General features: G+C 46.0%; 6 protein-coding genes. All 6 read left to right on the top strand.

The window, feature by feature from the left end:
- Window positions 1-38 precede the first annotated feature (38 nt).
- Window positions 39-2,183 carry a condensation domain-containing protein gene (locus tag NST85_RS22125; protein ID WP_341190433.1) on the top strand — a complete coding sequence of 715 codons (2,145 nt, stop codon included), beginning with the start codon at window positions 39-41 and terminating at the stop codon, window positions 2,181-2,183.
- A 22-nt stretch (window positions 2,184-2,205) separates the two neighbouring features.
- Window positions 2,206-6,171, top strand: coding sequence for a non-ribosomal peptide synthetase (locus tag NST85_RS22120; RefSeq protein WP_127194794.1), 3,966 nt, complete (start codon window positions 2,206-2,208; stop codon window positions 6,169-6,171).
- Between the two features lie 271 nt (window positions 6,172-6,442).
- Window positions 6,443-11,104, top strand: a complete 4,662-nt coding sequence (locus NST85_RS22115; protein WP_341190432.1) for an amino acid adenylation domain-containing protein — start codon at window positions 6,443-6,445, stop codon at window positions 11,102-11,104.
- On the top strand, window positions 11,101-11,574 hold the full coding sequence (locus tag NST85_RS22110; protein WP_341190431.1) for a pullulanase-associated domain-containing protein: 474 nt from the start codon (window positions 11,101-11,103) through the stop codon (window positions 11,572-11,574). The genes NST85_RS22115 and NST85_RS22110 overlap by 4 nt, the downstream gene beginning before the upstream one ends.
- A gap of 186 nt (window positions 11,575-11,760) precedes the next feature.
- Complete coding sequence (locus NST85_RS22105) at window positions 11,761-12,516, top strand: YheC/YheD family protein (protein ID WP_341190430.1); 756 nt, start codon at window positions 11,761-11,763, stop codon at window positions 12,514-12,516.
- 343 nt (window positions 12,517-12,859) lie between these two features.
- Window positions 12,860-15,550, top strand: coding sequence for a cation-translocating P-type ATPase (locus NST85_RS22100; RefSeq protein WP_341190429.1), 2,691 nt, complete (start codon window positions 12,860-12,862; stop codon window positions 15,548-15,550).
- Window positions 15,551-15,588 lie beyond the last annotated feature (38 nt).

The following is a 15,588-nucleotide window of genomic DNA, read 5'->3' as shown; positions in this document are numbered from 1 at the left end:
GCTGCCGGGTACTGGGTCGGGGCATAGAGGATGCGGTGATGTCACAGCTGAAGCAGGTTGCCGCCTCGGAAGGGCTACGCGGGGTGCAACTGGATTATCGTCAGACGAATAAAAATAATCCGTTCTTTGCTTTCTTGGAGCGGATCGGCTGGAAGACGGAACGCACAGTTGGAGACAACAACGAAGAGACCGTCATGATTCCATTAGAGCGGATCGCCGACTGCCCGAGTTATGTCGAAGTGTATTTCGAGCTACCTTATGAGAAGCAGCGGAGTAGTGATTCTTCTCAACCATTCTCGGGTGTGGATCGAGCTGGAAAGCAGACTAAGGTGGTTCTACTGACGGTGTCAGATTCAGCCCAGACGATAGCGAAAGAGGACTTGCTAGGGAACACAGAATGCTGGGACCCGGAGATCCATTGGATACCAGCTAATGAGGTGCGAGAACATGATCGTCACCTTGCTTACTTAACGGCAATTTCCTTCAGCCATGTCGATCGCCTGCTGGAGCTCACGGTATACGATACTTCAGCTTCGCAAGCGCTGAGCAGCCGGCAGCCATTCGAAGCTCCTGCAACCAAGACGGAACAACGCTTGTCGGAGCTATGGACGGAGTTGTTGGGGAGTGAATCTCCTAGTGTGAACGATCACTTCTTCGAAATCGGAGGAAATTCGCTTAAAGCTGCTTCGCTCGTATCGAAGATTCATCAAGCGTTTGGCGTAGAGTTGTCGATCAGCGATTTGTTCGCGCAATCGTCCTTGTCAGCTATGGCGAAGCATATTGATGCGTCCGATACATCCGGATTCGAAGCGATTTCATTGAGTGAGGCTCGCAAATATTATCCCGTCTTATCGGCGCAGAAGCGATTATTCTTGCTCCATGAGCTTCGAGGTGAACTGGATGAGTACAACATGCCGGGTGTCATATTGGTTGAAGGCCATGCCGATATCGAGCAAGTGGAAGCAGCACTACAAGTCATTGTCAACCGACATGAGTCTTTAAGGACTTCATTCGCTTGGGTGGATGGGGAAATTGTTCAGAAGATTCATCCTGACTCGAAGCTAAAGCTGGAAGTATTCGATCATGCCTTGGACAATCAAATCGACCGATTGATTCGGGATTTTGTCCGCCCATTTCGCTTATCTGAGCCTCCGCTGCTGAGGGCTGGCTTCATTCGAACCGTCTCCGGCAAGCAAATCGTGCTAATAGATATGCATCATATCATCTCCGATGGCGTATCGCTGGGTAATCTGATTCATGATTTCGCGAGGGCTTACCGGGGCGAAATCATGCCACCGCTGCGAGTGCAATTTAAGGACTATGTAGTATGGCAGCAGGAACGACTCCAATCGGATGCGATGGAGGAGCATAGGCAATTCTGGCTAGATTCGTTCTCTTCACCGGTGCCGAAGTTGAATATGCCAGTGCAGGAGAACCGTTCAGCTGCGCTGAATGAGGGGGCTGTACTAGCTTTCCGAGGTGATCGGGAACTGCGGCGGAGGCTCACTGAGTACGCATCAGAGAAAGGCGCAACCCTCTTCATGGTGCTTTTATCCGCTTATTATGTGCTTTTGTCTAGATACTCGGGGCAGGAGGATATTGTGATCGGTACACCAGTCGCCGGTAGAATCCGCCCTGAGCTTGAACCGTTGATCGGTATGTTCGTCAACACATTGGCGCTTCGAAGCTTACCGGCTAAGGATAAGTCATTTGACGAGTATGTGACGGAGATCAAGGAGCTGACGTTAAACGCGCTGCGGCATCAGGAATATCCATTCGAAATGCTTGTTCAAGAGCTGGATATTCAATTGCAACCCGGCCAGAATCCTCTATTTAACACGATGTTTGCCATGCAGAATATGGATCCCTTTCTTTATGAATTCGCAGATGCAGTACTATCTGTTTATCCGTTCGACTTCGGTAAATCGCGGTTTGATTTTACATTGCAAGCACGCGAACTGGACGAAGAACTGGACTTCACTATCGAATACAAGACCACATTATTCAGTCAGGAAGCGATGGAACGATTATCAACGCATTACATCCGAATTCTTGAGCAGGCTGCAAATAATCCGGAGACGTTGTTGCAGGACATCCGCGTACTCGGAGATGAGGAACGCGCAGTCATAGCTGAGCGTATGCGCGCCAATCGAAGTCCGGAATTTGCCGAATTTGACTTCTAGAACATATGAGGAGTGAATTGCAATGAACTTGGATCTGCTGAGTGGGGAACTGGAGGAATACCGGAAGGCCAAAGAGTTCTGGACGGAAATGCTGTCAAGCGAAGTGGAGTTTGAGGTGCTTGCACCTGACCGGATTATGGGTCTACAGCACGCGGATTTGTTCCGCGAGCATCGTATATCGCTTCCGATCACTACATCTCTTGCGGAGGGGATCCTGAAATGGTCCAGCCGGAAGGATTCGCTCCTGTATGTCATTTTGCTGTCGGGAATCATGTCTGCGTTAGCTAAACTTAGATCTAATCCAACTGTTATCGTCGGATGCCCGACTATAGCAAACTTTAGTGAAAGCGAAACGGTAGCGAATCGTTTTCTGCCGATTCGTTTGAACTTGGACGCCAGCCAAACGGTAAAGGAATTATGGAAGGAATTGAATAGGATCGTCACAGCAGCTTATGGCTACCAGCATTATCCGATTGATCATGTGCAGCGTGAGCAACTTGTGGAGGCGACCCGTTTGTGTAATGTGGCGTGCGAGCTTGCTCCCATGCATGATCCTTCAATTCTTCAAGCTTTAAGGCAGCCTGCAATCAATGGGGCTACATTCTCTTTCATGAAAACGGATGACGAGGTATGGGGCGAGTTGATCTACAACGCCGAATTATATACATCAAGTATGATGCAAGCTTTGGCTGACAGCTTTATGCATGTTCTCCAGCAGATGATTGAAAACCCAGATATACAGGTACAGATGCTTTCACTCGTGAACGAAGATGTACGCAGGCAACTATTAACAGAATTCCAACACAATAAGGGCGAGTTCCCAGTCAATAAGTCTGTGGCCCATTTGTTTGAGGAACAAGTTACTCTAACGCCAGATCGAACGGCATTAGTCTGCGGAGAAACAATCTTGAGCTACAGAGAACTGAACGCAAGAGCTGACCGGCTAGCCGTGCAGCTTAACGAAAATGGTATAAGACCAGGACACGTCATTGGTGTTGTGTGCGATCGGACACCGGATACGGTTACTGCTATGCTTGCGGTGCTGAAGGCGGGGGCGGCCTATTTACCGATTGATCCCGATTATCCGCAGTCGCGCATCCTTTATATGCTTGAGGATAGCGGTGCGGCTATCCTGATTACTCCGTCCAAATATGTCGAACGTATACCGTTTAACGGATGCACCCTGCTCGTTCATTATGATCACTTTGAGATGAACGGTAGCGTGACTCCCATAGACCAAGTAGAGTCGAGACAATGTATGGAGAAGGCAGGCATCGCTTATGTCATCTATACCTCCGGTTCAACGGGTATGCCTAAAGGTGTTATGGTGGGCCAACAAGGCATGGCCAACCTACATGCCTTCTTCGGGAGCGAGCTCGGCATAAGGAATACGGACAGAATCGTGCAGTTCGCAAGCACATCCTTCGACGCTTCTGTATGGGAGATGTTCATGGCTTTATTCACTGGTGCGGAGCTTCATTTAATTACAAGAGAAACCATTGAAAGCTATGAGTTGTTTACCGAATATGTTCGTCATTCGGGAATTACTGTTGTGACACTTCCACCAACCTATGCTTCGCATCTGGATCCTTCGAAGATGCCAACGCTTCGGATGCTGGTCACGGCTGGATCGGTGTCCGGCCCGGATCTCGCACGACGCTGGGGGCGACATCTGAACTATATCAATGCGTATGGTCCGACCGAATCGACGATTTGCGCGACGCTCTGGCAGACGGGGAATCCAACTTCTTCGAGGGAAGACATCAACCCGGATTTCATAACATCGGTACCGATCGGGAAACCAATCTTGAATACCGAGATTTACATCGTAAATCGCGATCATCAGCTATTACCTATCGGTTTCATGGGTGAAATGTGTATAGGAGGTTTCTCGCTAGCGTTGGGGTATCTTGGCCAGGAGCAACTTACAGCCGAAAGGTTTATCGAGAATCCGTTTATACCCGGCGAAAAAATGTATAAGACCGGAGATTATGCGAAGTGGCTGCCAGACGGCAATATTGATTTCTTGGGCAGGATAGACCATCAAGTGAAAATCCGAGGCTTCCGGATTGAAACCGGAGAAATCGAAGCACAACTTCTGCAGCATCCGAATATCGGTGAAGCCTTCGTAACGGCCAAACGTGTTATAGACGGCGAAACATGGTTGTGCGCGTATATTGCACCATGGAAGGGGAGTGGGGCGGAGGAACTGAAGGAGTGGCTAGCTGAGCGATTGCCTGCCTATATGCTTCCGCAATATTACAAGCCGATGGACAAATTACCGCTGACAGCCAGTGGGAAGATTGATACGAAAGCGTTGCCTGAGCCCGCGGCAGATGATCCCGGAGGAACGGATGCCACTGATGATTTGAGTGCGACAACGACTCAGCGTAAGCTAGCGAAGCTCTGGAAAGCGACACTCGGCACAAATCGCGTCAGCCTTGATGACCATTATTTCAACCGTGGTGGACATTCGCTGAACGCGGCTACGTTGATTATGGAAATTCATAATAATTTTCAGATCCAACTATCGTTACGAAAGCTAATGGAGGTTCCAACGCTGCGTGGTATGGCAGAAGTGATCGACCAAAGTCTTGGGTGCGGATTATTGGTGGCGATTGAGCCTGCCCAACACAATGATTTCTACCCGCTTTCTCTGGCGCAGAAGCGAATCTTTATCTTAAACCAATACGATCCGAAGCAATTAACTTACAACATCCCGGTAGCTCTGCGGATTGAAGGTCCTGTGCAGAGGGAGAAGCTGCAGAAGGCGATAACCGAATTGGTTCGGAGGCACGAAACGCTCCGTACTTCATTCGTGCTACACGAAGGAAATCCTGTGCAGCATATTCACGCAGAGCTACCCCTTTGGCTCGGATACAGAAACATTGAAGAGCATGAGCTAAGAGCGGAGCTAATGCAGTTCATCCAACCTTTCGATTTGACGAAGGCGTCGCTCTTTAGGGCAAAACTGTTTCGCATCGCCGACAATAGTCATGTTATCTGCTTGGATATGCATCACATCATCTCGGACGGCGTTTCGATGACTGTCTTGATCAACGATCTGATGCGTTTGTATCAGGATGAGACGTTGGAGCCATTACGGCTACAGTATAAGGATTTTGCGTGCTGGCAAAATGACATTCTGGAGACGGGGCGGCTTTCGGAGCAGGAAGCTTTCTGGCTGAGTCAATTCGCAGCCCCTGCCCCGCAGCTGCAAATTCAGACCGACTATCCGCGGCAAGCAAAGAATGAGGGGGGAGACGAAGCCGTTAAAGCTGTACTTTCGGCTGAGGTTACCCTTAACCTCCATAGGTTGGCGTCTAGTAATAGAGCTACATTATATATGGTGTTGCTATCGGCGTACTCTATTCTCTTGTCTATCTATTCCGGACAAAAGGATATTATCGTGGGCACGCCGGTTGCTGGTAGAAGCCGTGCGGAGCTCCAACCTCTGATTGGTATGTTCGTCAATATCCTACCGATTCGCAGCCGACCAGAGAATCAGAAGACATATATGGACTACTTAACTGAGATAAAGGAAACGGCACTTTCAGCGTTCGAGAATCAGGATTTCCCATTCGACAAGCTGGTTCGAAAGCTTAATGTCGCCAGAGATGCGGGGCGTAATCCGCTATTCGAAGCATCGTTTGCCCTACAGAATATGAATACGGATATGCCCATAATCGATGGTTTACGGATCGAACCAGTGGATCTCGCCTTCTACCAAGCGAAGTTCGACCTTACGCTATGGGCGGAGGAAGTGGGCGATGAAATCCACCTGTTGCTCGAATACCGAAATGATCTTTTCAAAAGAAATACCGCAGAGAAGATGCTCTATGACTTGAACAGCGTGATCGATTATATGATCGAAGATCCGCATAAGTTGCTTGGTGGGATAGATTTGCGAACGAGCGAAGAGAAGGAAGAGCAGGAACGACTGCTAATGGAGCTAGAAGCAGCGCTGGAATTGGACTTTGAACTTTAGAGTATCTATAAGTGCGTGTTCAAAAAGATCGGTTTTCAGCACCAAGAAGCTTGGATGAAGGTAGGGACTGAGGAGCGGAGCTACACGTTTTCGTAGAAAACGACTTCGTAAGCATTTGCCTGTAGTGGGTACGTGAGCACCGGAAGGCCCGGCTGAATTCAAGATTCGATGCCGAATCAGCTTCTTGAGACACTTCGTGATCAAAAGCGGACTTTTTGAACAACCTCTATAAGCATCGCATCCCAATAAGAGGAAGGGGCATGATCTACTCATGAGGTTGACTGAGGAGCAAATAGACAAAGGGAGGCGTTACTGGCTGAATCACTTGTCAGGAGAAATTCCCCGATCGGTTTTACCGGTTCAGTATCCACAATCGACTGCTTTTGAACTGGCTACCTATACACTTGAGCTTCCGCGTCATCTGACGATTCAACTGTCAGAGATCACTAAAGGAAAAAAGCTTGCGCTTTATGTGGCGCTGTTAGCTGGATTTCTGTCGTGGCTTGGAAAGGTGAATGGAGGTCAGTCGGATATCGCGCTGACGATTCCCGTGCTTCCGCTCCCTTCCGAAGGCGACTCCATAAGTCACACCAGCATCGTCGTTCGGAATCATGTGCCAAATGATGCCACCTTCAAGGAAATATTGGAACGAGTAAAGTTGACAATAACCGAAGGGTACAAACATCAATATGTCGAACAACGCGAGTTCATTGAGCAGTTGGGATTACAGCAAGAAGAGGAGTTATCGACACCGCTTGCTTTTGCAATGTCCGGCCTGCATCATGACGCTGACATTCGTTTGCTATGCGAAGGAAGGCATGAGACCGTTGTTGTAGCAAATAGCTTACCTGACGGAATAAATTTATATTTTCACTATAATGGCCGATTGTTCGCCCCTGAAGCTATGGAGATCTATGCACGGAGCTATATTTTCTCATTAGAGCAATACCTTAAATCTCCTGACATGTCGATATGCGATGCCTTGCTCCTTGGGAAAGAGGAAGGTCAGCATTTGATTAAGGTTTTCAATGATACGGATACAACCTATTCTAGCGAGTTGACGATTCCTGAATTATTCGAAAGGCAAGTGTTACTTACTCCAAGCCATGTGGCGGTTTGCTCAGAAGGCATGGAGATGACATATGGCGATCTGAACGAAAGGGCCAACCGGCTTGCTGGGCTGCTCATAAATCAAGACATTGGTCCAGGCTCGTATGTTGCGGTCATACTGGATCGGTCCGTACAGATGATCATTGGTGTTTTAGGTATTTTAAAAGCAGGAGCCGCTTATGTACCCATCGAACCGGGATTTCCGAAATCGAGGGTCGAAACGATTCTACGGAGTCTTCCCATTCGGTGCATCGTCACAAAGACTGCGGTCATGTCGCCTTTTCAAGAGCTGATATGGAAAATAGAGACCCTGCAGGACATCATCTACCTGAACGAAACGACTGCTCAACCGCCTACGGAAGAGGGGGATGTCCGAATGGCCGGGGCTTTGTGGGATCAGGTTGCCGATAAGGCGGTCGATCGTGTTACGGCGGGCGGATTTATTAGCAGTTACAGCGGCTTACCCTTCTCAGAAGCGGAGGTGGACGAATATCGTGACCGGGTCGTAGATCTTGCCAGACCTTATATCTCTGCTCAGTCAAGCGTGCTCGAGATCGGTTGTGGGTCTGGCTTGATCTCCTTCAGTATCGCTCCTCTGGTGAACCGGTTTGTTGGACTCGATCCATCCAAACGGATGTTGGAGATGAATCGCACTAAATCGACCGAACTGCGACTTGCGCATACGGAATGGTTGGAAGGTTATGCGCTTCAATTAGAAGGGATGGGTGCAAACAGCTTTGATTTAATCCTCATGGCGAGTACAGTACAGTTTTTCCCCGGATACCTTTATTTCGAGCAGGTTGTCCGGGAAGCTATACGTTGTCTCAAGCCGGGCGGGGCACTAATTATCGCTGACGTCATGGATTTGCGGCAGAAAGAGATATTTCGAGATAGTCTCGTACAATACAGGATGCAACACGGGATGGCGCCCAATGTAAGAGCGCTCTCCGACCAAGAATTGTACTGCGACGAGGCTTTCTTCACTGATTTGCAATATCGCATTCCAGACATTGAGCATACAGAGGTCTTGTACAGGCAGGAAGGCTTTGAGAATGAGCTAGCATTCCGTTACGATGTTGTCGTCCGAAAGGGGATGGATGATAGCCAGGGGAAGGATGACGAGAGCTTTTCCGAAGAAGATGTAATCAGACGTAGTAGGAAAAGAAGTTGGACGCTGTCTCATTTGGATCGATATTCGGAGTTGAATCCACATACGGGATTAACCTCGGAGCATGTGGCCTATGTAATCTTTACGTCTGGTACAACTGGAACGCCTAAGGGCGTGGTCGTCCGCCATCGTCCGGTTATCAATCTCATCGAATGGGTGAATCGGACATTTGCTGTCGGGATCAAGGATCGATTGCTATTTGTCACCTCACTTTGCTTCGATCTATCCGTCTATGATATTTTTGGCACACTCGCTTCTGGGGGATCCATTCGGATTGCATCAGAGGAGGAGTTGTCCGATCGCGAGCTTCTGCTAAAGATTCTTCGGGAGGAGCCGATTACGTTCTGGGATTCCGCGCCGGCAGCCTTGCAACAGCTAGCGACGTTGATGGAAATCGATAGTACCCATACTATACCGAATCCAAGCCTGCGTCTTGTATTCCTAAGCGGTGACTGGATTCCGCTGACATTGCCTGATGTTCTAAAGAAGCATTTTCCAAACGTGCAAGTTGTGGCTCTCGGAGGAGCAACGGAAGCGACAATCTGGTCGAATTACTATCCGATACAGAAGGTGGAGGAGCAATGGGTCAGCATTCCGTACGGGACACCGATCCAGAACGCAAGATACTATATTTTGGACGAAGAGCTTGAGCCATGTCCGCCGTTTGTTCCCGGAGATCTGTATATTGGGGGTGAATGTCTTGCATCGGGGTATACCAATCCACAACTTACGGAGGAACGATTCATTCGTGATCCATATCGTGAGCTGGAGGTTGCTGATGCAAGGATGTACAGAACTGGTGATTTAGCCAGGTGGTTGCCTGACGGAGTAATTGAATTTCTTGGACGTAGCGATCATCAAGTCAAAATTCGAGGATACCGAATCGAGCTTGGGGATATTCAAGCGCAGTTGTTGAAGCATCCACATGTGGTTGAAGTTTTGGTTACCGATTGGATGGATTCGCACGGAAGCAAATCTTTATGTGTTTATTATACTTCGAGCGTGGAATTGCTCCATGGAGAATTGAAGGAATATCTGACCAGCCTGCTTCCAGACTATATGATTCCGTCATATTTCGTTCCATTGCTGGTGATGCCAATTACGCCAAACGGGAAGATCAATCGCAGCGCGCTACCTAGTCCGCAGGAACATATTATCTCGAACAGTTCATATGAAGCACCGGCTAATTCGCAAGAGGAGAGTCTAGCTCGAATTTGGGAAGAAGTGCTTGGGCTAGAGCGAGTTGGTGTTACGGATGACTTCTATAATGTGGGTGGAGATTCGCTAAAAGCGGTACAGGTTGTAGCGAAGGCTAACGATTATCAGTTCGCAATCAGTTTGAGTGACATGCTGTACTACAGAACGATCCGCGAAATTATTCAATCCGGAGGATTGCGAGTCAAGGACGAAGCGGCGGATGGGATCACTAAAGCTGATCAAACAGAATCCGAATGTGCGATAGAGGCTTCGGCTGTGGCTTCCAGGAAGTATAATCTCCAATTTGATGACAACGTTGAAGAGATGCCGTACTATTACCCATGCGTGATGGGCGCTATGTACACAAAATTGCGTTATGAGGTGGGTTATCCGATTCCAAGAGGCTTCCTGCCAGTTGGCGGAGGATTGGGTCTTACCGTATTCAGCGTTCCATTGTCCGGGCGAATGGAAGATCGACTACTGATTGACGATATTCGCGAAATACCTGGGTTTGATCTGCTCGAAAGGCTTGGAGTAAAAGGTAAGCCGATAAGCTTCAATTCGGTCGAGGAAGGGATGGCATGGTGTGAGGAACGGATGCGTGAAGGTCACTTGGTGATCGGAGTTGGCACGACATATTACTTAAACTATTCCCATGATTATTTGATGGAAGAGGGTCAATTCTCGGGTATGTTGCTAGAGAGGGAACAAGCGATTGTGCCTCATGATGAAGCGGGAATCCATCACTCACATATGTTCTTGCTGGTTGATCATACGGGGCGCGGCTATACAGTATACGATAGCACTTATAATTTTTATGGAACGATTTCTGAAGATGAGATGCTGCGTTCGTTCGCAGGTATTGGTAGCTTGGAATTCTTGAAGCGTTATCCGCTCAAATACGCGGATGCACAAAGAATGGTCATCGACGTAAGTTTCGATCGATTCCGACCGATTCCGCTACATCTCCTGGCACTAGAACTGCTGGAGAAGTACATTCATTATTATACTTCTTCTGAACCGTTCAAACATGTGACCGAAGAAAGCTTAATCTACACCGGAGTGGCGGCTTTTCGGCCATTCCGCAAACTGCTTGAGGATGCTTTATTAGAAGAAAATGATTATGAGAAGCTGTACATGTTCAGCATTTTTTGGATAAGAAAATGGAAGTACACCTATATCTTTCTCAGGGATTTCTTGATGGACGTAAGTTCTCTCTTGGAGCTCCCCTCTCTGAAAAAGTTAATTGAGAATATTGAAGAATCGATACAGCTTCTTGGTGGCATATTTGATCAATTGGAAGGTGCCGTTGCCAGAATAAATACACTCCCACATGCGGAGATGCAAACGAGGCTCCAGTTGGTGTTGGACGAATTAGAAGGTTTGGAAGCAAGGCAAAGAAAGGTGTTCGCTAGCTTGCAAAGTGATTTGGAACTACAAAAGGAGGGCTTAGTATGAGATCAGTGCTAATCGGATTGATGTTGACCGTGATTTGCTTGGTTTTGCCGATGGCAGAGGTTCATGCCGAGGGAGCGGAGACGACTCAAGTAATTATCCACTATAATCCGCTAGAAGGGGATACGACGAATTGGAGTTTGTGGGTTTGGGGGGGAGATGAGGAGGGAGCACGCTACCCTTTCACTAGCGTGGATGAGAATGGCGTGAAGACAGCGGAAATCGAGCTGCTAGGACAATTCTCTTCGGTCGGATTTATTGTTAGCACCGAGGATTGGGTTAAGGACGGCGGAGACCAGATGATCGATATTGTAAATGGTGTTGGTGAAGTCGTGGTGAATGGCCATGGTTTGGATACCGCGGAGGGAAGCGGCAATGCTCCTAAGCTCTGGTTAATCGTAGGTATACTGCTTGTCATCATCTATATTACGGTGATGGAGCAGTTAAGAAGACGGCGCCCTGTAACAGTGTAATGGTAGAAAAAAATGACTTATTTATCTTTATATGTTCTCGTGACGTTGCTTTTTATTGGTAGAAAAGACAAAGGCAGCCGAACATCGGCGCCTTTCTTTTTTTGCTCCTGTTTATAGGCAAGAGCGGTGCCAAGCTATCCTCCTCATTCATACACTAAGCAAAGGATAGGTTAGGAGGTCTTAATATTGAAATACAGGAGCACATCAATAAAAAGTAAATGGGAAAAAAACAGCTGGCTGTTAAAGCATTCGGATTTAAGAAAGTATGTTCCTAGAACTATGCTTTTTAATAGAGATAATTTGATCACGATGCTTTCTTCTTATTCTACTGTGTATTTCAAGCCAACGGGCGGCTCGGGCGGATTTAATATTATTCGAATCAAAAGAAAGGAGAAGAACTACCAAATTCAATACAATACAGTCAAATCTACTTATTCTACTATAGATAGTTTGTATGATAAGTTGTATCGCTTTTCAAATAAAAAATCATTTTTGCTGCAGCATGGAATTGATCTGGCTAGAACGAAAGGCAAACCCTTCGATATTCGTGTCATGGTTCAGAAGACGAACAAAGGCACATGGGTTAGTAGTGCTATTTTTATGAAAATTGGAAAGACAGGTAAGGTAGCTACAAACTATAATCAAGGCGGTAAAATCGGTTATTTTCATCAAACAATGTCTGGTGCAGGTTACAGTACAGCCGAAATCGAACTAATGGAAACAAGATTGAAGGGGTTGGGTGTATCCGTAGGGAAAAACTTCGATCAACATAAAAAAGGATTCAAGGAATTAGGACTGGATGTTGCCTTGGATTCTAAGGGCAAACCGTGGATTTTGGAAGTGAATACGAGACCTCAATTCTATCCCTTAAAGAACATGAAGGATAAAACAACATACAAACGAATCGTTTCTTATGCCAAGCAATATGGAAGATTCAAATAAATAACGAGTTAATTTGTGTATCTATTTATTTGCATCAAATAATTTAAAATGATATCATTAATTATTGTTTCAAAGGGGAGTAGCGTTGAAGTAGACTATTACTTCAAAATAAAGTCGTCAATACATGTTATTAATTACTAGAATTAATACTTCGGCTTTATTAACAAGAAATTGTTCAGCGAGACCTTTGCCATTAACTATGGCAAAGGTCTCGCTTTTTTGTGTGGAAATTAAAGGTTGTGCAAAAAGATTACTTTTTATTAACTCACACATAAATACTTGACGCTTCTTTCGTAAACCTATCAACACAGAATAAACAGAGTTAAGGAAAGGGGATTTTTTAGTGGAGTATTACCGTTCAAGCACTGAAGAAGTATTGCAGAAGATGAAGGTTACAGAGGAAGGATTGGCCACTGTTGAAGCGCAAGAGCGACTTGTAAAAAATGGTTACAATGAGCTTGAAAGCAAAGAGAAAGTACCCACTTGGCAGCTTTTCTTAGCAACATTTAAAGATTCTATGGTTATTATATTAATGGTTGTAGTTCTAGTTCAACTGATCTTGGGCGAAGTTGTTGAATCGTTAATCATTTTTGCGGTCCTTCTCATGAATTCGGTGATCAGTGTTATACAGACACGTAAAGCGGAAAGTTCCATAGATGCATTACGTAAAATGTCTGCTCCTTCCGCAAAGGTTATTCGAAATAATGAAAATATGACGATTTCAGCGCGAGAACTTGTTCATGGTGATATTGTTCTCCTAGATGCAGGTGATTACGTTCCTGCTGATGGAAGGCTGCTAGAGACAAGATCGTTAAAGGTAAATGAAGGTATGTTGACGGGTGAATCGGAAGCCGCCGACAAAGATATAGCAGCTATAGCTGGAGAATCACCTCTTGGAGATCGACATAACATGGTGTATAGCGGTTCGCTCGTGGTTTATGGGCGCGGTACATTTGTTGTTACCGGAACGGCAAATCATACAGAAATCGGAAAAATTGCAGATATGCTTGCTTCTGCTGAAGCAAAACAGACACCATTGCAACGTAAATTGGATGATTTCAGTAAAAAGCTCAGCATTGGTATTCTCATCCTTTGTATTGTTATTTTTGCCGTGGAAGCAGCTCGCATTTGGTTTGGTGCGGAGAGTACAAATCTAGGTGAAGGTATTCTGAATGCATTTATGTTTGCTGTAGCGGTTGCCGTCGCTGCTATTCCTGAAGCTTTGTCTTCTATTGTTACGATTGTTCTCGCGGTAGGTACCACAAAAATGGCGAAACAGAATGCGATAATCCGTAAATTGCCGGCTGTGGAAACACTCGGCTCGACTAGTGTCATTTGCACGGATAAAACGGGTACGTTAACTCAGAATAAAATGACAGTAACGAAACACTTCCTGCCAGGTAGCTCAAATGCACCATTTTCGGACAACCCGATTGATTGGAACGAAGCGCAGCAAATGTTGATGCATATCGCCGTACTCTGTAACGATTCGCATATTACGGATGATGGACAAGAAATCGGTGACCCAACTGAAGTTGCTTTACTTGCTTTTAGTAATAAAAATCATAAAGATTACCGTGAAATTCGAAATTCATATGCGCGTGAAGCAGAATTACCGTTTGATTCTGATCGAAAATTGATGTCTACCGTTCATATGATCGGGGATACAAAGTTGATGCTGACCAAAGGCGGTCCTGATGTGATGTTCAGTCGCTGTGATTATGTGTTCTTGGATGGAAAAGAGGAGCCAATCACTGACGAGATTTTGCGCCGTTTTAGCGAAACGAATGAAAAATTCTCTAATGATGCGCTTCGGGTTCTAGCGTATGGTTACAAACGTCTCTCGACTGATCAGCAGTCGATCGATTTGGAAGATGAGAATGGACTTGTATTAGTTGGACTGACCGCTATGATAGATCCGCCAAGAGAAGCTGTATATGATTCCATTAAAAGTGCCAAGAGTGCCGGAATTCGTACCGTTATGATTACGGGTGATCACAAAACTACCGCTCAAGCCATTGGTAAGGAGATCGGCTTGGTAGAAGCAAATGATATTGCTCTGACAGGACAAGAACTTGATGAATTAACCGATGAGGAGCTTGATCAACAGCTGGAGAATATCTCAGTCTATGCACGAGTATCCCCAGAGAATAAAATCAGAATCGTCCGTGCTTGGCAGAAAAAAGGTCATATTACAGCGATGACTGGTGATGGGGTAAATGATGCTCCTGCATTGAAACAGGCTGACATTGGTATTGCGATGGGTAGTGGAACAGACGTTGCTAAAGACGCCTCAGCTATGATTCTTGCCGATGATAATTTCGTGTCGATTGTCAGTGCAGTTGGTGTCGGTAGAACTGTATTCAACAATATTAAGAAAGCGATTGGTTATTTGTTTGCAGGTAATCTAGGGGCGATCATCGCCATCCTGTTCGCTGTTCTTTTCAATTTCCCTAATCCTTTCACAGCATTGCAGCTATTATTAATTAATCTTATTAATGACTCGCTTCCAGCGATCGCACTCGGTATGGAAAAAGCTGAGCCTGATGTTATGAAAAATAAACCGCGTGATATTAAAGAAGGTATTTTCTCGGGAGACACATTAAGGTCAATCATTGTTAGAGGCGTCTTGATTGGGGCGGCCGTCATTATATCACAATATGTGGGTATGCAGATCTCTTCAGAAATGGGAGTTGCTATGGCCTTTACAACCTTGATATTGGCTCGGACGCTTCAAACCTTTGCTGCTCGTTCTAATGTGAAAACGGCAATAGGCGCTGGGTTTTTCAGCAATAAGTACGTTATTTACGCTGTAGCATTTTGCTTAGTGCTATATGGAATTACCGTTCTACCAGCTGTTCGCGGAATCTTCTCAATTCCTGCTTCATTCGGAATGAGTGAATGGGCAATTGCAGCAGGACTTGCATTAACAGCTGTGATTCTCATGGAAGTCCTCAAGGTCATTGGAAATCGCTTGAATTTGAGAGATAAAGCTAACAATTCAAACAGTGAGTCAACTATTCTAGAAGGCTAATTTAAATGTACAATGTGTAATATTATAATAACATTAGT

The organism is Paenibacillus sp. FSL K6-2524, assembly GCF_038005525.1.
Lineage (GTDB): Bacteria > Bacillota > Bacilli > Paenibacillales > Paenibacillaceae > Fontibacillus > Fontibacillus anaericanus.
The sequence above is the reverse complement of the archived record's forward strand: the minus strand, read 5'-3'. Positions and strand labels throughout refer to the sequence as shown.